Origin of the sequence: Paenibacillus ginsengihumi DSM 21568 (genome assembly GCF_000380965.1) — a bacterium.
In the GTDB taxonomy this organism is placed as follows: Bacteria; Bacillota; Bacilli; order Paenibacillales; family NBRC-103111; genus Paenibacillus_G; species Paenibacillus_G ginsengihumi.
This window is the reverse complement of record NZ_KB905626.1, coordinates 1-19,521: the sequence shown is the minus strand read 5'-3', so window position 1 is coordinate 19,521 and position 19,521 is coordinate 1. Positions and strand designations below refer to the sequence as shown.

Annotated in this window: 18 protein-coding genes and 3 pseudogenes; 14 read left to right on the top strand and 7 right to left on the bottom strand. The window is 57.6% G+C overall.

Annotated features, from left to right (window positions below):
* Nucleotides 1–291: 291 nt before the first annotated feature.
* Nucleotides 292–1,011: a DUF3231 family protein gene (locus F591_RS28945; protein ID WP_019537172.1), complete on the bottom strand. Its 720-nt coding sequence runs from the start codon at nt 1,009–1,011 to the stop codon at nt 292–294.
* Between the two features lie 273 nt (nt 1,012–1,284).
* Here F591_RS28945 and F591_RS0124110 point away from each other — a divergent pair, with 273 nt between their 5' ends.
* The 3 genes from F591_RS0124110 (at nt 1,285) to F591_RS0124100 (ending at nt 2,393) form a co-directional block, all read left to right on the top strand.
* Entirely contained in the window at nt 1,285–1,587 is a 303-nt protein-coding gene (locus F591_RS0124110; protein ID WP_019537171.1) for a DUF2089 family protein, read from the top strand.
* The gene (locus F591_RS0124105) at nt 1,584–1,868 is read left to right on the top strand and encodes a hypothetical protein (RefSeq protein WP_019537170.1); all 285 of its coding nucleotides are present in this window, start codon (nt 1,584–1,586) and stop codon (nt 1,866–1,868) included. The genes F591_RS0124110 and F591_RS0124105 overlap by 4 nt, the downstream gene beginning before the upstream one ends.
* A 69-nt stretch (nt 1,869–1,937) precedes the next feature.
* The gene (locus F591_RS0124100; protein WP_019537169.1) at nt 1,938–2,393 is read left to right on the top strand and encodes a hypothetical protein; all 456 of its coding nucleotides are present in this window, start codon (nt 1,938–1,940) and stop codon (nt 2,391–2,393) included.
* A 144-nt stretch (nt 2,394–2,537) separates the two neighbouring features.
* On the opposite strand, the gene F591_RS0124095 is transcribed toward F591_RS0124100, so the two are convergent.
* Nucleotides 2,538–3,413: an AraC family transcriptional regulator gene (locus tag F591_RS0124095; protein WP_051109259.1), complete on the bottom strand. Its 876-nt coding sequence runs from the start codon at nt 3,411–3,413 to the stop codon at nt 2,538–2,540.
* Nucleotides 3,414–3,602: 189 nt separating this feature from the next.
* Here F591_RS0124095 and F591_RS0124090 point away from each other — a divergent pair, with 189 nt between their 5' ends.
* Both F591_RS0124090 and F591_RS0124085 read left to right on the top strand, forming a co-directional pair.
* Nucleotides 3,603–6,101 carry a glycoside hydrolase family 2 protein gene (locus F591_RS0124090; RefSeq protein WP_019537167.1) on the top strand — a complete coding sequence of 833 codons (2,499 nt, stop codon included), beginning with the start codon at nt 3,603–3,605 and terminating at the stop codon, nt 6,099–6,101.
* 34 nt (nt 6,102–6,135) lie between these two features.
* The gene (locus F591_RS0124085; RefSeq protein ID WP_019537166.1) at nt 6,136–7,290 is read left to right on the top strand and encodes a glycoside hydrolase family 88 protein; all 1,155 of its coding nucleotides are present in this window, start codon (nt 6,136–6,138) and stop codon (nt 7,288–7,290) included.
* A 124-nt stretch (nt 7,291–7,414) separates the two neighbouring features.
* Here F591_RS0124085 and F591_RS0124080 read toward each other — a convergent pair whose 3' ends face one another.
* On the bottom strand, nt 7,415–8,014 hold the full coding sequence (locus tag F591_RS0124080; RefSeq protein WP_019537165.1) for a YitT family protein: 600 nt from the start codon (nt 8,012–8,014) through the stop codon (nt 7,415–7,417).
* 96 nt (nt 8,015–8,110) lie between these two features.
* A complete protein-coding gene (locus tag F591_RS0124075; protein ID WP_019537164.1) occupies nt 8,111–9,049 on the bottom strand; it encodes a helix-turn-helix domain-containing protein in 939 nt (312 codons plus the stop codon).
* Between the two features lie 261 nt (nt 9,050–9,310).
* On the opposite strand from F591_RS0124075, the gene F591_RS0124070 reads away from it, so the two are divergent.
* The gene (locus F591_RS0124070) at nt 9,311–10,045 is read left to right on the top strand and encodes a ThuA domain-containing protein (RefSeq protein ID WP_019537163.1); all 735 of its coding nucleotides are present in this window, start codon (nt 9,311–9,313) and stop codon (nt 10,043–10,045) included.
* Nucleotides 10,046–10,236: 191 nt separating this feature from the next.
* On the opposite strand, the gene namA is transcribed toward F591_RS0124070, so the two are convergent.
* Nucleotides 10,237–11,244 (bottom strand): NADPH dehydrogenase NamA, encoded by a 1,008-nt coding sequence (gene namA, locus F591_RS0124065; RefSeq protein WP_019537162.1) that lies wholly within the window; start codon nt 11,242–11,244, stop codon nt 10,237–10,239.
* Nucleotides 11,245–11,769: 525 nt separating this feature from the next.
* On the bottom strand, nt 11,770–12,345 hold the full coding sequence (locus F591_RS29765) for a hypothetical protein (RefSeq protein ID WP_019537159.1): 576 nt from the start codon (nt 12,343–12,345) through the stop codon (nt 11,770–11,772).
* Between the two features lie 298 nt (nt 12,346–12,643).
* Here F591_RS29765 and F591_RS0124050 point away from each other — a divergent pair, with 298 nt between their 5' ends.
* From F591_RS0124050 to F591_RS33690, 7 genes and pseudogenes are all read left to right on the top strand, one after another.
* On the top strand, nt 12,644–12,934 hold the full coding sequence (locus F591_RS0124050) for a YerC/YecD family TrpR-related protein (RefSeq protein ID WP_019537158.1): 291 nt from the start codon (nt 12,644–12,646) through the stop codon (nt 12,932–12,934).
* A 148-nt stretch (nt 12,935–13,082) separates the two neighbouring features.
* A complete protein-coding gene (locus tag F591_RS0124045; RefSeq protein WP_019537157.1) occupies nt 13,083–13,892 on the top strand; it encodes a sirohydrochlorin chelatase in 810 nt (269 codons plus the stop codon).
* Nucleotides 13,861–14,895, top strand: a complete 1,035-nt coding sequence (locus tag F591_RS0124040; RefSeq protein ID WP_026326858.1) for a diacylglycerol kinase — start codon at nt 13,861–13,863, stop codon at nt 14,893–14,895. Before F591_RS0124045 ends, F591_RS0124040 begins: the two co-directional genes overlap by 32 nt.
* Nucleotides 14,867–16,870, top strand: coding sequence for a 23S rRNA (uracil(1939)-C(5))-methyltransferase RlmD (gene rlmD / locus F591_RS28935; RefSeq protein ID WP_245581122.1), 2,004 nt, complete (start codon nt 14,867–14,869; stop codon nt 16,868–16,870). The genes F591_RS0124040 and rlmD overlap by 29 nt, the downstream gene beginning before the upstream one ends.
* Before the next feature lie 25 nt (nt 16,871–16,895).
* Nucleotides 16,896–17,615, top strand: a pseudogene (locus tag F591_RS31760) (DUF1186 domain-containing protein); the annotation flags it as partial.
* A gap of 75 nt (nt 17,616–17,690) precedes the next feature.
* Nucleotides 17,691–17,792, top strand: a pseudogene (locus F591_RS33695) (SEC-C metal-binding domain-containing protein); the annotation flags it as partial.
* A gap of 211 nt (nt 17,793–18,003) precedes the next feature.
* Nucleotides 18,004–18,237, top strand: a pseudogene (locus F591_RS33690) (DUF6508 domain-containing protein); the annotation flags it as partial.
* A gap of 184 nt (nt 18,238–18,421) precedes the next feature.
* Here the strand turns inward: F591_RS33690 and F591_RS33105 are convergent.
* Entirely contained in the window at nt 18,422–19,270 is an 849-nt protein-coding gene (locus F591_RS33105) for a hypothetical protein (RefSeq protein WP_245581121.1), read from the bottom strand.
* Nucleotides 19,271–19,363: 93 nt separating this feature from the next.
* Here F591_RS33105 and F591_RS33685 point away from each other — a divergent pair.
* Nucleotides 19,364–19,521, top strand: a 158-nt coding sequence (locus F591_RS33685) for a DUF6431 domain-containing protein (protein ID WP_425414374.1), incomplete at its 3' end; no start/stop codon positions are given.

Genomic DNA, 19,521 nt, shown 5'->3' with positions numbered 1-19,521 from the left:
GTCGAATGTGACCGGTCTCAACTTCTTCATGATCTGCTTGATTCGGCGACGCTCCGCAAGAATTTCAATTCGGCGTTCGCGGCGTGATTTTCGTTCTGGCGCATGGTTCGTTGCTTGTGGTACCATGTTGCTAGGGACACTTCCTCTCGTTGGTTATTCGTGGTGGTTTAACCTTTGACAAGAGGCTTGCAGTGTCCTGTTTATTTTGCAAAAAAATTGGCAACTTTTTATGACGAAAATGCCTTGTCACAACGTGAATCTCTCAGATTTTGGCTAGGCTACATTCCGAATTCATGTTAAAATATCGTAATGCTTGCCGGCGATTTCCCGCCCTCTCCGAAAATAAGATTTCACCTGATCCATTTTGGCGACTTGGCTGAACCCGATCAAAATCGCCTTGCTGGTCGCGTTATTTTCAATGTTGTCGAACAGATGCGTAATCTCCAAAGCCTGGAGCGGTCGGATGTCGCCGAAAAACCCGGACAGATAGCTTTGTTTTTGGATAAAGGTGGTTCGGCTCGGATAAGGAATATAGGCGGGCTCCGCCAATGTGCCTTTTTTCATCAAAAGATCATTGACCTGATTAAGCGTTCGGGTCGTTGCCTCGAGGCAATAAGTGAAGAAGGCGCGAACGTCCGGCCTCACCATTAAGGGAAGAGCAATGCCGTAGACGCTAAGTCCCGCTTTGCTTGCATATTTCAAATAATGCAAATAAAACTCGTCCTCGAATAACCGCGGCGCCTGCACATCTACATCATCCTCCGTGAATCCGATGGGGATCAGGTAATTGTCGCGGGTAAATATATCTTTGATCTGTTTCACGAACTGCTCCGACACATTGAGCGCATCTTCCAGCACTTTCTTGATTTCCTGGTCATCGACATGATGAAGCATATGCTTGAGCACGCATATCGCCATGGAATTTCCCATGTAAGTCGCCCAAAGCTTGCCTTGCTCGGCGGAGTTTAATTTTTTATTGGCTTGATTGCTGCTGCGCTGTTCGGCGTCCATGATCTCCTCCACGATTACTTTATTTTACATCGTTTATGTATGAGATTCTCCTCCTTCTCCGGAAATTATTCATGAACGCTTTCCCCTCTATATCCAAAAGCGGACCGTTATTGGCCAAATCGTCTCAACCCCTTTTAAGAATAGTTAATGGTTATTTTGTTTGGATATAATAAAAATAAATAATATTATTCATTATATTTTTAATAAAGTTAAAATAATATTTGATATTATTAAAAAGGTATGTTAGGATAATAGCGAAAAGGGGAGGGAAACATGGACAGTCATAATGTACCCAACTGGATACTGGCATTGGAAAAAGAAGATTTGGAGTTCATTAAGAACTTTGTTCTTAAGTCGGGTTCTTTGAAGGAAATCGCCAAGTTGTACGAAGTATCGTACCCGACCGTAAGGCTGAAACTGGATCGATTAATCGAGAAAATCAAATTAAACGATGCGGCGGATCGCGAGGAGTTCATTCAATTTATCAAAAGCCTTTCGATTGACGATCGCATCAGCGTGGAGGATGCCAAATTGATCATTGAAAAGTACAAACAAGAGAGGAACGGGAAAGCATGAATGATGTATACAGGCTTTTGCTTATCGTCGCGATCTTGGCCGTTCAATATTTTTTCTCGACCCGAGGCAGCGTTTATTGGGGGGCGTTGATACCGGGAGCTTATATTGTATTTTCAACGTGGATGTTTGCGACCCATCGTATCGAAAGTACGCTTGGCTTTGTTCTTTATTTACTATTAGGGCTGCTTTTCCTGATTGGAGAATGGGGCACCGGGAGAAAGGTTGTCCGCGAGAAAAGGAAGAAAGAGTTGGAAAAAATAAAAACCCGCGATTTGCAATAGATCAGGGATGCGTCATACGAATGTTCTTCATCCGCTGGGGCACGCTACGGGTGGAGGTGTAACTCGCGCATGAAAACGATGCTGGCGCTGATTTTGCTGCTCCCGCTGCTACTGGCTCCCGCGGCGCAGCCCGCCGCAGCCGGCGAGCCGCTCGAGCTGCGCAGCGCAGCCGTGACGGCCGCGCCGGAGGCCGGCGCCGTCGCTGCTTTGCGGCGGGGCGGCTACCGTTCGCCGCGGCGCAGCTACAATCCCGGGGTGCGCAACCCCGGGGCGACGAATCCAGCCAGGCCGGCGAATCCGGCCCGCCCTGCGAATCCCGGGACGACGCCAGCGCCCCGCACTGGCGGCTTCTTCGGCGGCTTGTTCGGAGGGCTGGCGCTCGGCACCATTATCGGCTCGCTGTTCAACCCGTTCGCCGGCTTTTCGCTGGGGCTTCCGCTGCTGTCGCTGCTGAGCTTCGGCCTCTGGATCGCCGCGATTGTTGCGATCGTTCGGCTGCTTCGCCGGATGCCGCGGGGAAGCTAGCGGGAATAAGCTGCGGCTATACGAAGCAGACGAAGGAGGGGCCGGAAGCGGCTCCTTTTTTCGTATGCTTAGAAAGGTTAAAGCCTTTGCAGTCTAAAGCGCGAGAGTGCCTTGTTTCCGGCAGTCGGCGAATGCGGTATATATCTAATCTCTCTGCTCGCTGCCGGGAGCGGGGAGCTTTTTGAACTGATACGGGGTCATCCCGACATGCCGCTTAAACAGCTGGCAAAAATACGAAAAATTGCCGAGACCGACGGCTCTGCCGATCTCCTGGACCGACAGGGGACTCGTCTTCAGCAGCCAGCACGCCTGGCGAATGCGGCGGGCGGTCAAATATTCGGTAATGCTGCTGCCGACGGACTGCCGGAACGCCGCCGACACGTGATTCGGCGACAGATGAACCGCCCCGGCCAGCTTGTCCAGCTCGAACGGCTCCATATAATGCGCCTCGAGCCATTCCATGACCTGCTCGGCGAGCTCGGCCGCCCTGCCGCGGGCAGGCCGCTCGGCCGAAGCGGCGCCGCCCGACCGCTTCAGCCTGTGCACGAGCGAGACGAGAAAGAGCATCTGCTCCTCGAGCCGATTGTCTGGCGCGCCGCTGTCCAGCAGCGCCTCCCCCGAGCGAAGGAACGCATCCCAGTCCCCGCTGCCGTCCAATCCGCGAAACACCTGCACCGCGCCGTGCTCCTTCCACATCGCCCGAAAAAAAGCACTCAGCCCGGCAAAAGGCGCCAGCTTCTCGGCAAGCACCGACGGCTCGAACACGAACAACGAGCGGACGTAAGGCTGGCCTGGCGCGACCTGGATGCGGATGCGGTGCAGCTGAAACGGCTTGAAATAGAAGACGGTGCCTGGCTGTATGTCAAAAATTTGTTGCTCCACAACGACCTTTCCTTGCCCCTTATGCACGCACAAAATTTCCATTCCCTGATGGGCGTGATAGATTTCCTCAAACTCCCTGGACCGGTCTTTATAAAATGAGAAGCGGGCCGGATGCTGGTTCAGGTTCATATAGTTCATGAGCTTCACGGTGCCGCACCTTCCTTTTTCCTGGGGAATCCTCTCGCTTTTCTTGGCCGTAATACAACAACATTTTATCATAAGAGGGCCAAACTTTCGCGGCGTTTTTTTTGCTATCCTTGGGATGGAGAAGCAATCTGATCTGGCCAGACGGATTCGCGTTTATTGCCTAACAAGGAGTGAGACGCATTGATCAAGCAGCGGCTAAGCGGCGGTTGGGAGCATTATACGGGAAGTCTCGGCGGCGTATGGGAAGTATGGCGCGGAGACAAGCTGAGCAATCATTACAATGTGCCGTGGCATACCGTACAGTTGCCGCATTCTTATAACGGGCTCGACGTGATGAACCCGGACGGCAAATATTATCAAGGTCCAGGCTGGTACCGCACCCGCCTGCAGGTCGACAATCCGTATCCGAACGGACGGACGCTGCTTCATTTTGAAGGGGCGGGCCAGCGCAGCGCGGTGTTCGTCTATACACGGCAGGTCGGCGCCCATCTCGGCGGCTACGACGAATTTACGGTCGATATTACCGAGGCGGCGGAGGAGGCGCGGCAGATCGAGCGGTACGGCGGGCTGATTCCGGTGGCGGTGATGACGGATAATTCCCGCGATCTGGAGATGATTCCGTCGGACGCGAGCGATTTTAACCTGTACGGGGGCATCTATCGCTATGTAAACCTGGTGTATGTGCCTGCTATTTCACTAGAACATGCATACATTGAGCCGGATACGTCGGTTTTGCAGCAAGGGGGAGGCAGCTGCCGGGTCAAGGTGAGCGCCTCCTTATACAATCCGCAGCGGCTCGGCGGGCGTCTGCAGCTGACGATCCGGCTGACCGACCGCGATGGGCGGACGGTGGCCGAGACGCAGGTCGCAGCGCAGCCGTGGGCAGGGACGCGGGAGCTTGCTGAGCTGGAGCTGGCGTCGCCGGTGCTGTGGTCGCCAGAACAGCCGTACCTGTACGGGTGCACGGTAACGCTCGCCAGCGAGCATGGCGAGACGTTCATGACGGAGCGGTTCGGCGTCCGCTGGTTCGAGTTCGCGAAGAAGGGGCCTTTTCGGCTGAACGGACAGCGCCTGCTGCTGCGGGGCACGCACCGGCACGAGGATCACGCGGGGGTCGGCCCGGCGATGACCGAGGAGCTGATCCGCGAGGAGATGCGGCTGATCAAGGAGATGGGCGCCAACTTCATTCGGCTCGGCCATTATCAGCAGTCGCGGATCGTGCTTGAGCAGTGCGACGAGCTGGGACTCCTCGTCTGGGAGGAGATTCCGTGGTGCCGCGGCGGTCTCGGCGGTGAGAGCTACCGTCAGCAGTGTCGCGATATGCTGACGGCGATGATCCGGCAGCATTACAACCATCCGTCCATCATTTTGTGGGGGCTCGGCAACGAGAACGATTGGGAATGCGACTTCGAGGTGTTCGATCGGGAAGCGATTCGCGCATTCATGAAGGAACTGCATGAGCTGGCGCATCGGCTCGACCCGGGCCGGCGGACGGCGATTCGCCGCTGCGACTTCTGCAAGGACATCGTCGATGTGTATTCGCCGTCTATTTGGGCGGGCTGGTACCGCGGCGTCTATACCGATTACGAAGCGAGCTCGCGCGCGGGGTTCGCGCAGGTGGACTCCTTTTTCCATATGGAATGGGGGGCGGACAATCTCGCGACGCGCCATGCGGAGAAGCCGTACACCGGCTTCGAGCTCATTCCCCGCGGCGATGGCAGCACCGACGAGCGCGACGGCGACTATTTGCTCACGGGCGGAGAGCCGCGCGTCTCGCGGGACGGCGATTGGTCGGAGACGTATTTCTGCGAGCTGATCGACTGGTACTTGAAAAGCCAGGAGACGATGGATTGGCTGACAGGGGCCGCGCAGTGGGCGTTCAAAGATTTTGCCACGCCGGTCAGGCCCGATTCGCCGATTCCCTATCTGAACATGAAGGGCATTGTAGAGCGCGATTTGACGAAAAAGGAAGCGTACTACGTCTTCCAGTCGTACTGGACGACGAAGCCAATGCTGCGCATCTACGGCCATACGATGCCGGTGCGCTGGGGCGCGGAGGGCGAGACGAAGACGGTCAAGGTGTACTCGAACTGCGCCGAGGTCGAGCTTTTCCTGAACGGCCGCAGCCTGGGCGTCAGGCAGCGCGACCCGCAAAATTTCCCGGCCGCCGGCCTGCGCTGGGAGACGGCGTTCGCGCCGGGGCCAAACCGCTTGCGCGCCGTGGCGGTACAGGACGGAGTTGCAGTGGAGGATGAGCTGTCGTTCGAGTACCAGACGGCGGCATGGGGCGAGCCGGCGGAGCTCAAGCTCAGCGCCGAGCGGCTGGATAACGGCCTCGTGCGAATCGAGGCGCTGGCGGTCGATGCCAACGGCGTGCTGTGCGCCGACGCGGCCCGCTTCGTGCGGTTCGGCCTGACCGGCGACGGGCGGCTCATCGACCGGCTCGGCACGGTGCGCGGCTCGTCGCTCGTCCAGCTGCAGAACGGCCGGGCCCGCATCGACGTCGATCCGCACGGCGGCAAGCGCGCCGCGATTGCGGTGACGAATTTCGTCACCGCCGGGGGGCCGGCCGCCTCGCTCGCGTCCGGCGCGGGGGAGCGGAAGTATCCGCCGGTATCGGTTGTCAGTGCCGCCTGCGAAGGGCTGCCGACGGCGTTTCTGTACGTTACAGAAGTTTAACTTCGCTAAAGGATTGAACAAGGAGGTTTGCGCGATGAGCGGTATCGATAAACCTGCTTTTTTGCAGGCGGCTTCGCTGAGCGAAGCGCTGCCCTCACTGTGGGAGGCGCTGCAGGAGAAGGTCGACCGGATGATCGGCCAGCTGAAGGGCAAGTCGCCTCATGTCGCCAAGGAAGACGGCAAGTACGACGATATGAGGCTGGACTGGTGGACGTCCGGCTTTTGGCCCGGCATCCTGTGGATCATGCACGATATGACCGGCAAGGAGCATTACCAATCGGCCGCCTGGGACTGGGACGAGAGGTTCGAGCGCCGGTCGATCGAGCCAGACAGCAATTTTCACCATGACGTAGGGTTTCAATATTTGCCGACGGCGGTCATCAAGCATAAGCTGACGGGCGACCCGGACGGGCTGCGCCGCGGCCTGCAGGCGGCCAATTTCCTGGCGGGCCGCTTCAATCTGAACGGCCGCTTCATCCGCGCCTGGAACCAGGACAAGATCGGCTGGGCGATCATCGATTCGGCCATGAACCTGTCCCTGCTGTTCTGGGCGTCGGCCTCAAGCGGCGACCCGCGCTTCGAGCAGATCGCCCGCGCGCACGCCGATACCGTCGTCAGCCGCTTCATCCGCGAGGACGGCTCGGTGTGCCATATCCTCAGCTTCGACCCGGCGACGGGCGAATGGATCGAAGCGCTCGGCGGCCAGGGCGCCGGGCCGAATTCGTCGTGGAGCCGCGGCCAGGCGTGGGCGCTGCACGGCATGGCCAACGCGTACCGCTATACCGGCGAGGTCAAATATTTGCGGGCTTCGCAGCGCGTGGCGCATTATTTCCTCGCCTGCCTGCCGGACGACGCGGTAGCGCACTGGGATTTTCGCGCCAGCGAGTCGCTGGAGGGCGAACCGCGCGACACGTCGGCGGCCAGCTGCGCCGCTTCCGGACTGCTGGAGCTGGCGGATGCGCTGCCCGCGCTGGAGGGAAGCCTGTACCGCCGGGCGGCGGAGCGCATTCTGCTCTCGCTGACGCAGCGCTACGGCACCTGGGACCGCCCCGAGCACGAGGCGATTCTTACCCAGGGCACAGGCCACAAGCCGGCGGGGCAAAACGTGAACGTCTCGCTCATCTACGGCGATTACTTTTATGTCGAGGCGCTGGCCAAGCTGCGCGGCTGGCAGCGGCGCATTTTTTGAGCCGGCGCGGCAAGCGATATGACGGGCTAAAATCAAGGCTTCCGAGTCGGCGCTATGCCGCTGCGGGAGCCTTATGCGCGCAGGCGTCCGGCGACGCTTCCTGCGCCCGGACAAACGTCCTGCTTCAATGGGCGAGCGGGCCGTGGCGATTCATCGTCAGCAGGCTGGTGGCGATGCCTCCGGCCGTGATCGTGACGAGCGAAAGCAGCAGCGTTTCGGCCGACAGCAGCAGGCCGCCCAGGCTGACGACGACGCCGTCGATGAGGAAGATCAGAATGCCGGGGTTGATGCGCACAAGCCGGCTCAAGTATTGGGCAAGCAGATCCGTCCCGCCGGTGCTCGTCTCGAAGCGCAGCATAATGCCGATGCCCGTGCCGACGATGCAGCCACCCAGCACGGCGCTGGTGAAGGGGGACAGCTTGGCGTAATAGTCGAAATAATAGCGGTAAGGCTCGAGAAGATCGATCAGCAGCGACGAAATGAGCATCCCCTGCACGCTGTTGTACAGGATGTTGCGGTAATACATCCACGCCAGGACGAAAATCGGCAGACTGCACAAAAAGACGACGAGCCCGACCCGGGCTCCGAACAAGTAGTTGATAATGAGGGCAATGCCGATCACGCCTCCGTCCAGCACCTCGAAGGGCATCAGAAAAAAATTGACTCCGATGCCGATGAGCAGGCTCCCCGCCAGGATGGCGGACAATTTGTGCAGTGACAGCATATATGAATCAGCTCCTTGGAGGGCATGTCTGATATATATGCGGTCAAGCCTGGCGAATTGCTAATAAATTACAAAAAGGAAGCCGCGGCGCGGCCCTTAACGGCCTGAGGCCCCGGCATCGTCCATGGCGACGACGTCCTTCATGCGCTGCTTGAATTCTTTCGGCGAGCATTGGTTATGGCGCTTGAACAGCTTGTAGAACTGCGCCATGTTCGGAATGCCGACCTCGCAGCCGACCTGGGTGACGCTGAGGTTGCGGGTCAGCAGCAGCCGCTCCGCTTTTTTGACGCGCTTGTAGTTGACGTAATCGATAAACGAGAGCCCCATCACCCGTTTGAAGTACTTGATGAAGTAATGGTAGCTCAGGTTGAGCAGCGCGCACGCGTCCTCCACGGATATTTTCTCGCCGAGATGGGCATCGATGTAATCCAGCGCCGGGCGCAGCCGCATCAGTTCGGCGTCGCCGGCTCCATCCAGCACGCCCCGCGTGTCGCTGCGCAGCAGCAGAAGCAGCAGCCGCCTGACCGCCGCACTCACCGCCAGCTCGTACCCGCGGCTTTTGCGCCGGGATTCCTCGAAAATGTCCATGATCAGCGCATAAGCTTCGCCGCGGGCCGCCGGATGCTCCTGAAAAATGTAATTGAGCTCGCCGAGCGGCTGCGTCAGTTCGGAGAAGCTGTGCAGGTACGGCATCGTCGTCTGGTCGAAGTGTTGGGACAGATCGACCTGAAAGACGACATATCTTACCGGCCCCGGCTCCACGGGGCGGGTGCGGTGCAGCTGCGAAGCCCCGAGCAGGAAGACGTCGCCCGGCTTCAGCTCGCGATAATCGCGCTTCGTCTGGATGCCGAGCGAGCCTTCGAGGATGACGAGAAACTCGACTTCCTTGTGATAGTGCCACGGCCATCTTTTCGAAATCAGCGGCTGGACTTCGGGGACCGCAATCTCCCATATTTTCAAAAAAAGCAGCGGGTTCTGGTAAATCACCTGTTCGTTGCGGACTTCATCATGGGACGGCTCGACGGCGGAAGGCATAGGGCGCTTCACCTCGCTGGATAAAATGGAACAATCAGGATATGACACATTTGCATAGCATGCAATCGTAATCAACAAGAGCAGTATAACACGAAATTTCGTTTTAAGGCAGATTTGGATAACGATCCGGCACAATTGAGAATATCTTTTTCCCCGCCTGCGGACTATACTCAAGTTGTGAAGAACAGCGCTAGGCGCGGGGCGGCTCCTTGCAGGAATGCCGCAGCCGGTCTGCCGCCAGTGGACGAGGAGGGCCATAAGATGAGCCAAAAGCTGCGAGTTACCGTATGGAATGAATTCCGCCATGAGAAGGAAAACGAGAAGGTTCGCTCGGTGTATCCAAACGGCATTCATCAGGCGATCGGCGAAGGGCTGGGCGACGAGTTCGCCGTGTCTTACGCGACGCTGGACGAACCGGAGCACGGGCTGACGGAAGAGAAGCTGCAAAATACCGACGTCCTCATCTGGTGGGGGCATAAGGCGCACGGCGCGGTGGAGGATGCGATCGTGGAGCGCGTGCACAAGCGGGTGCTGCAGGGCATGGGGCTGATCGTGCTGCACTCGGGCCATTTTTCGAAAATATTCAAAAAGCTGATGGGCACCTCCTGCGATCTGAAGTGGCGGGAAGCGGACGATAAGGAACGGATCTGGGTCGTCGCTCCGAATCACCCGATCGCGGACGGCATCGGCCAATATATCGAGCTGGAAGCCGAAGAAATGTACGGAGAGCACTTCGATATCCCGGCGCCCGACGAGCTTATTATGGTGAGCTGGTTCGAGGGAGGCGAGGTGTTCCGCAGCGGCTGCACGTTCTCCCGCGGCCAGGGCAAAATCTTCTATTTCCGTCCCGGCCATGAGACGTATCCGACGTATTATAACGAGCAGGTGCGCCGCGTAATCCGTAACGCGGTGAAATGGGCCGCGCCGACAACACGGGAATACCCGACATACGGCAACCACAAGCCGCTGGAGCCGATCAAGGAGAAAGCGAGATAAGGCGGATCAAAGGGATTGTAAGGGCAGTCGGCAGCAGCATCAAGGTAATGAAACGAATGGAACGGCCGAATCGGCCATGAAAAGAGTGAAAGTCCGCCCAGGCTCTTGCGGGAGCCCGGGCGGACTTTCTTGCTTGCCTTGCGCTGCGGGCGCTGTTTGCGCTGCGGGCGCTAATGCCCGCAATTCGGCGTTTACCAGCTGCGGAGATACTGCTGCGGCGGCTGGATGTCGGCTCCGAGCCGCTTGGCGGCAGCGCGCGGCCAATACGGATCGCGCAGCAGCTCGCGGCCGAGGAAGACGAGGTCGGCCCGCTCGTTGCGGACGATCTCCTCGGCCTGCTCGGGCTCGGTAATAAGGCCGACGGCTCCGGTGGCGATGCCCGCTTCGCGGCGGATCGTCTCGGCAAACGGCACCTGGTACCCGGGGTACGCTTCCGGCTTGACCGGCACGACGGCCCCGGAGCTGACGTCGATCAGGTCGACACCTTGCGCTTTCATCCGCTTGGCATAGTCGATATAGTCTTCCGGCTTGCAGCCTTCCGGATGGTAGTCGGTTGCCGAAATGCGCACGAACAGCGGACCGTCCCAGACCCGCTTCACCGCCTCGATCGTCTCCTGCAGGAACCGGTAGCGGCGGTCGCGATCGCCGCCGTAGGCGTCGTCGCGTTGGTTGGCAAGCGGCGACAAAAATTCGTTGATCAAGTAGCCGTGCGCGGCGTGTATTTCGACGACGTCGAAGCCGGCTTCCCTGGCCCGGCGCGCTGCTTCGGCGAACGCCTCGATCGTCTCGGCGATCTGCTTTGACGTCATCGCTTCCGGCGTCTTGGACTTGTCGCTGTACGGAATCGCCGAAGGAGCGACGATCGGGCCGTCGAGCTCCGCCTTGCGGCCGGCGTGGGCAAGCTGAATGCCGATGCGCGAGCCGTGCGCGTGCACGAGCGAGGTCAGCTCCTTGAGCCCGGCGACATGCTCGTCGCTCCAAATGCCAAGATCCAGCGGAGAGATGCGTCCTTGCGGCGTAACGGCGGTCGCTTCGACGATGATCAGGCCGACCTGGCCCACGGCGCGCGCCGGATAGTGCACCTTATGCCAATCCGTCACTTTCCCTTCCTGATTGTCGCAGGAATACATGCACATCGGGGACATGACGATGCGATTTTTCAGCGTAACGTCTTTGATCTTGTACGGGGTGAACAGCATGGTCGATCTCGCTCCTTTTTTTGGTATGATTGATGATGCCAAGGGCCAAGTGGCCGGTAACGGCTGTCAGGGGCTGCTTCTAGCTTACTAAACATTAATGGCTATCTTTTTTTCTATAGTTATGGGTTAGGATACCACTTTTTATCCGATAAGAAAAGATCAGTTTGGATAACATGAACGACCATCAGAAGGTAGCGAAGAAGTCGCTGGCGGCGGTCCGCCATCTGGCCAGGCGGGTCGTGACGGCAGCCGGGTGGGTGAAGCGGGGAATGCCCTAATGCGGGGGATTCGCGGGAAAAAGCGCAAGACCGAAGCACAAGGCAGCTTTTTAGGGAAGAGCTGCCTGTTCTTCGGTCTTGCTTTGTTTTCGCGGATGGGACGCCGCCTGCGGCCGCAAGGCCCTTTCGCGCTTGGCGAAAGCTGTGGCGCTCGTCGCCTGCGCAGGCTGCGGATAGCTGCACGCCCCTCGCGCTTGGCGAATGCGCCAGGCGGCTTGCCCGCGGGCCGGATGCAGGCCCAGGGGCGCTATCTTCTGCCGCGGCGCACCCGGCCGCCGGCGCGGCGTTTGCGGCGCGGACGGCGCCGCGGCACGAAGCCGGCGGATTGATTCGCCTGGCCTGCCGACTTGTTTTTGCCGAACGAGCCGACGATCATCTTGATGAGCGGAGCCATTTGCGAGAGGCTTTGCATCAGCTTTTGCATTTTGCCGACCGTATCGACGATGCCGTCGATGCCGCCCAGCCGATCGATCATTTGCTTCAGCTGCGCCACATTGAAGCCGGAGCCGCCGCCCGGGCCGCTTCCTCCGCCAAGCAGCGAGCCGAGCCCGTTCAAGCCGCCCAGCCCGCTGCTCTGGTTGGCTGCGGGCGCCTGCACGAGCTGGGTTTCTCCCAATCCCGGGTAGCCCCCTCCGCCCATGCCTCCGTCAAAAAAAGGTTGCCCCTGCGCAAAGCTTCTCACCTGCACCGGCTTGGCGTAATGCACCGGTCTTGCCTGCCTCGCCGGCTGCGCGGCCTGCGGCCGATTCGCCGTTCCCCGGTTGCCGATTACCTGCCTTCCCGCGCCTCCCTGATTGCCGATAACCTGCCTGTGATAACTCATTGGAACACTCCATTCCTTGATATGCTGTACAGTTTGCCAACGCCTCTGGCCTGTTTCTTTCCTGACCGATGCCTAGTATACTGTATGTGATGGGCGAATGAATGGATTGGACGGATGCCCCGGATCGCCTAAAAAGGAGGCAAGGGACGGTTTCGTTCGCTACCGCATAAAAATATTAACGTTTTGCAAAATTAAAGGGAGGAATTCATTCCCTTGCAGCGAATTATTTTTAGTATAATGGATTTACGGCACTTCACTTTTCTTGTCCGCAGCAGGACCACCAAGGGGTTGAATGAGGATGCAGTTGAAGAAACTGAACGATAAAGCGATAGACCAGCTGTTCGAGGCGATTTTGACGCTGAAGAGTGTCGAGGAATGCTACATTTTCTTCGACGATCTGTGTACGGTGAACGAGATTCAGTCGCTGTCGCAGCGGCTGGAGGTTGCGCGCATGCTGCGCAAAGGCAACACATACAATCAGATTGAAGCGGAGACCGGCGCCAGCACAGCTACGATCTCCCGGGTCAAGCGATGCCTGAACTACGGGAACGACGGATACAAAATGACGCTGGAACGGCTCGGGCGTTGAAGATACCTCGCGGCCCACAACCGAATCCGTCCGCTCGCGCGCGAGCGGGCTTCTCAGGCGAAATCCTTCCCCAATGCGGCCGGGCGGGATTTTTCGCGTTATCTTGGGCGCTTTCAGGCAGCTGTGCGTACAGACGGAGGGATAGGTATTGGCAAAATATGGCATATTAGTCATAAGTCACGGCTCCCGCAGCGAGGAATGGGTCCGGCTCGTGGACGAGGCGGTCGCTGCGGTGGAGCTGCCTGTGGATGTGCCGATCTGCTCTTCCTTCCTGGAGATCGTCGAAGGGCGCCTTATTCAGGACGGCATCGACATGCTGGAGGCGGACGGGGTGACCGACCTGATCGTCGTCCCGCTGTTCGTCTCCTCCGGCAGCACGCATGTCGATGAGATCCGCTACGCGCTCGGCGTGCAGGCGGCGCCGTCGCTGCCGACGGACCTTGCGCCTTTCCGCGTTCAGGCGAAGGTGCATCTGGCGAGTCCGATCGATGACGACCCGCTGATCGCCGGCATTGTGCTGGAGAAGCTGAAAGGGCTGTCCCGCGATCCGGCCCGCGAGCTCCTCGTGCTGGTCGGACACGGCAGCGCGGAGGAAGGCTTTTACGAGAGATGGCGTCTAGGCTTGGAACGGCTGGCCGAGAGGGTTCGGCAGGCCGGTGGCTTCGCGGCGGCGGATACGGCGCTGCTCTTGCCGAACGAGCTGCCGGAGCTGCTTGCGCGCTGGCGGCGGGAGCGGCCCGAGCTGGAGGCGATTGTGGCGCCGCTGTTTCTGAGCGAGGGATATTTTACGGAGCGGGTCATTCCGGAACGGCTGCAGGGCAGCGTCCACCGCTACGCGGGCAGGGCGCTGCTGCCGCATCCGGATATCTCGCGCTGGATCGAGCGGCAAGTCCGAACGATATTCAGTTATGAACAGGTGAGAGGATATGGCGGCAAAACGAGCAAGGTTAATCTATAATCCGACTTCCGGCAGAGAAGAGATGAAGCGGCGGCTTCCCGACGTGCTGCAGCGGCTGGAGCGCGGCGGCCTCGAGACGAGCACGCACGCGACGGTCGGCGAAGGGGATGCGACGCTGGCGGCGGCGGAAGCGGTCGAGCGCGGCTTCGATATCATCATCGCCGCCGGCGGCGACGGCACGCTGTACGAGGTCATTAACGGCATGGCGGAGAAGGAGAACCGGCCGCCGCTCGGCATAATTCCGCTGGGGACGACGAACGATTTTGCCCGGGCGCTGGGCATTCCCCGTCACTGGGACGCGGCGGTCGATGTCATTCTGCAGCAGTACACGGTCGCCATCGACGTCGGCAAGGTCAATCACCGCTATTTCATCAACATCGCCGGCGGCGGCTCGTTGACGGAGCTGACGTATGAGGTGCCGAGCAAGCTGAAGACGATGATCGGCCAGCTGGCTTATTATATGAAAGGGCTTGAGAAGCTGCCGCGCCTGCGGCCGATCAAGCTGAATATTATGACGGATGCGGGCGAGATGCAGGAGGAAGTGATGCTGTTCCTGATCTCCAACAGCAACTCGGTCGGCGGCTTCGAGCGACTCGCGCCGGACGCTTCGCTGAGCGACGGCTTGTTCGATATGCTCATTCTGCGCAAGTGCACGCTGCCGGAATTTATCCGCGTCGTGACGCTGGCGCTGCGCGGCGAGCATCTGGATGACCCGAATATTATTTATTTGCAGACGAAGTTCGTTCAGGTGACGTCGCCGGATTATGTGCAGATCAATCTGGACGGCGAATTCGGAGGCACGCTGCCCTGCGTGTTCACGAACCTGCCGCGGCATCTGCATATTTTCGTCGACGAGACTGGCCAATCGAGCTATAAGCAGACCGGTCTGCCGCTGCCGCATCTGCCGAATTTGCCCAATCTGCAGCAGTTGAATCTGAAGCTTCCGTGGAAGCACAAAGGCGGTCATGACGAAGATGAGCAGGATAAGCAGGACAAGGAATAAGGCGGGCGCAGCCTCCAGCCCGAGCCGGAAGCGCGCGGGGCGGCGGAACGGCCCCGAGCATCCGCCGGGAAGCCGACCGGCGCAGGGCGGCGGCGGTGCGCTACGGATGCCTGGCGAGAGCTTATCCGGGAGAGCGGGCCACGCAGAGCGTTTGCCGGAATTGAGACAGCCTGGCGGGCGCGGGGGCCGGGGCAGGCGTTCGCTGAAGGATAGGCAGGCCGGCGGCGAGAGGCTGGCCGGCAGCGCAAGGTCGTCTGGCAGCGTAAGGCATGCTGGCAGCGCAAGGTCGTCTGGCAGCGTAAGGCATGCTGGCAGCGAAAGGCAGGCCGACAGCGACAGGCAGGCTGGCAGTGAGAGGCAGGCCGGCAGCGAAAGGCATGTTGGCAGCGTAAGGCATGCTGGCAGTGAAAGGCGGGTTGGCAGCGAAAGGCAAGCCGGTAGCGCAAGGCATGCTGGCAGCGAAAGGCAGGCCGGCAGCGACAGGCTAGCCGGCGGCAACAGTCGGGCCGAGCGTCCGCCGGAAGAACGGCCGGCGCCTGCCGGGGGCGGCCCGTCCGTTCCCGTTAAGCCGAACGGAGAGTACATCGCCGAGGTCGTCGGCCTCGGGCACGAGGGGGAAGGCGTCGGCCGCGTTGACGGGTTCACGCTGTTCATTCCCGGAGCACTGCCGGGCGAGCGCGTCCGGGTGCGGGCGGCGCAGGTGAAGAAGCAGTACGGCCGGGCCGAACTGCTCGAGGTGCTTAAGCCGAGCCCTGACCGGGAGCAGCCGCCGTGCCCGATCTACGCCGCCTGCGGCGGCTGCCAGCTCCAGCACCTGAGCTACGAGGCGCAGCTCAGGTACAAGCGGAAGCTCGTCGCGGACACCCTGGAGCGGATCGGCAAGCTTCGCGTCGCGGCGGATGGGGAAGGCTCAGAGCGCGGCGTCGTCGTGCACCCGACGCTGGGCATGCCCGACCCGTGGCGGTACCGCAACAAGGCGCATGTACCGATCGGCTGGGCGTCCGGGGCGGGCGGCCTCGTCGGCGGCTTCTACGCCCGCGGCAGCCACCGGATCGTCGACACGGACGCCTGCCTCATCCAGCACGAGCGCAACGACGCCGCCGTCGCCGCGGTCAAGCAGATCGCCCGCGAGCTGGGCATCCGCCCGTACGACCCGCAGACGGGGCGGGGGCTATTGCGTCACGTCGTCGTGCGGCACGGCTTCAACACGGGCGAGACGATGGTCGTGCTGATCACGAACGGCGATGCGATCGCCCGCGCAGACGAGCTCACGGCGCTGATCCGCCAGGACGTCCCTGGCATCGCCAGCATCTGCCAGAACGTCAACACGTCCCGCACGAGCCTCGTCTTCGGCGAGCAGACCAAAGTCCTGTGGGGCCGCGATGTCATCTACGATACGATCGGCGACATCCGCTTCGCAATTTCGGCCCGTTCGTTCTTCCAGGTCAACCCGGTGCAGACCGAAGCGTTGTACGCCAAGGCGCTGGAGTATGCTGCTCTGAATGGCAACGAGACGGTCATCGACGCCTACTGCGGCATCGGGACGATCTCGCTGTTTCTCGCCCGCCGCGCGGGACATGTGTACGGGGTCGAGATCGTGCCGGAGGCCATCGATGACGCGCGACGCAACGCTCTGCTGAACGGCATCCGCAACGTCACGTTCGAGACCGGCGCGGCGGAGCAGGTCATCCCGGCCTGGCGCGAACAGGGGATCGTCCCCGACGTCATCGTCGTCGACCCGCCGCGCAAAGGCTGTGACCGCGCCCTGCTGGAGACGATCCTCGCGATGCGCCCGCGGCGCGTCGTCTACGTCTCCTGCGACCCGGCCACACTGGCCCGCGACCTGCGCATTCTCGAGGACGGCGGCTACCGGACGCTGGAGGCCCAGCCGGTGGATATGTTTCCGCAGACGGGGCATGTGGAGTGCGTGGTAGGGATATATCGGAAGGATTTAACCGCAAGCCATGTACGATAACCAATAGAAAGGACGAACGATTTATATGCAAGCTTTACTCGAGTCCATTCGCTATAATGAGGGGAAGTTTCCTCGGAAAGAGCTGCAGCAACTGATTGATAATAAAGAGGAAGCGATCCCGCATCTTCTTGCCATTGTCGAGGAGGTTATTAACCATCCCGACGCCTATCTCGACGAACCATCGCGTATTGATCTCATATATTCCCTCTACTTGTTAGCTCAATTTCGCGAAACACGGTTATATCCGTTGCTCATCCAGTTTTTGAATTTGCCGGAAGCGGATATGGATGCTTTTTTGGGCGATGTGGTTACTGAAGGTGTGGGTCGGATACTTGCTTCCGTATATTCGGATGATATCACCCCTGTCCAAAAAATAATCGAGAACGAGGAACTCGACGAATTTATTCGTGGACAAGGCTTGCATGCACTGTCCATTCTTGTATTGCACGGGCGTTTGGAACGGGAGTGGGTTATTGATTATTTCAGGGGACTGCTTGAAGAGAAATGTTCAGAGGAATATCCGACGTTTAACGCTCAAATTATTAGCAGTTTAGCAGATTTATATGGGCAGGAAGCTTATGACGTGATGAAACGTGCCTACGAAAAGCAACTTGTAGATACGATGATGATCGAGCTGGATGACGTTGAACGAATACTAAAAATGCCTATGGATGTCGTACTTGAGAATCATAGGAAAGATCATCATTTTCAGTTTGTTGAGGATACCATTAAGGAATTGGAATGGTGGGCTTGTTTCGAGCAAGAAAGGAAAAAGCCACCGTTATTATCTAAAGTCTGGACAAATAAGGATAACATTTACCCGAAACCAACGAATCCAGCAATCAAGGTTGAAAAAATCGGTCGCAATGACCCTTGTACTTGCGGTAGCGGCAAGAAATATAAGAAATGCTGCGGAAAGTGATGTTGCTCAAAACTAAAAGTGCGTGGTAAGGATATATCGGGAGGATTAGAGGTGAATTTACAATGGATGAGGAACTCCATCCCAACCTTTTCAAGCCGTTGCTTGACTTCATCCCCTATTTCGAGTCAAACAGAAAGAAGTACAATTGCTCCGAGGAGATGAGCTTTGACCCATATATTTATCATGAACCAGCGAAAAACAACTCTATAATTCGCAATTTATTCTCTCGTTTGATTGGATGAGTTGGCAATCTGAATCTCGAAAATACTTCGATAATCTTCTTCTTATCGATAAAGCTGATTTGGAAACGATTAGAAAGCTTTTCACTACGATCATCAGAGCAGATCGATTTAACGCCGGAACGTATGCTCTGATGATTGATGATGGAGTTATTTTGTGTATGCTGAAGCGATTAAAAGCATTGAGTGATGAAATAGAGGATTAGAAAAAAGGATATCTATGAACCATTACTGGACATGGCAATTTAATAAAGGAATTCATGCCTTTAGAATGGTTGAAACAATCGCCATGGTGGAACGACGAGCCGCATCTCCAAGGGGTTACTGGGAAATTATAGATATATCATATGTTCGGAAAGTTAGGACGTTTGTGGCGAGAGGTGCGAGACTCTAGTCCCGTTCAACAACTCTCGCTACGCGTTTTCCGCAATTTTTGCATTTTCCCCTCAATAACACGCCGTATGGATCATTATAGATGGTACAATCTACGATTGTAACTGTATCAGAACAATTTTCGCAATAAACGTTGTTGATAATACGTTCACGATGTTTCTCTGATAGATCATTCCAAAATTGTAATGTGTCAACTTCACAACTAATATTGTTATCAATAAATGTTAACGATGTATTTTTCACAAGATGAAATTCGGGCTTCAATAAATACTCCAATGGATAAATATCGTCTCTTGCGGATATTAATGCTTTGAACAAAGCGATGGGTCTTCTGTCTTCGCTATCAGTATAGTAGTAACCAAGTTTCTCAGGCTCCTCAAGCTGTACAATTACAAACGCATCTTCATTATCGGTCAATTTATAAATGACATTCTCCGGTTTGAATACCTTCTCTAAGTAGTCGAAAGTTACCAGATGATACTCTCTATTCCGCCACTCTGTTCGGATTACCGTAAAAGCTTGATTTTTGACAAGCTCAATAAATCTTTCATGGTCAAGCGTTAATTCGATCCCAATAATGTACCCTTTCTCGTCCATATCGTTGCCATATTCGGTATCATAGCCTTTCTCATGGTCAGCTTTGAAGGTATTCGCGGCTATGACCATTTGATCAAGATAAGAAGCCACTTGTGCATCTACAACATAAGGAATATTAATTTGGTTAGGGCCTATGTAATTGGTGATTTCGTTTTTGCTCCGCTCATAGTCTGTTACCGCTGAAGCATAACGTCCAATTGTTGATGGGATTGCCTGTCCGGAAGCTGCTGAATATAATGACCGTATCACAGAAAAGGAAAAGGATGCTTCCCTTTTATGTGGGCCTGCAGTAACAGGCTCACGGGATGCATCCCCTACCCAACATGATCATTGTAACAGAGTATGAGCTGGTTGAGAAGACTCCCGGCGTTTTCAGTTCGATGTGCAGAGTTGGTCCCCTCACCTTGTTGTGGAGAAGCGCTTAGTGTGATCGGCAGTCGGCGGCGGAAACTAGTGAGCGAAAGCGGGGATCGTCGCGTGCTCTCCATCCGCCGGTTACG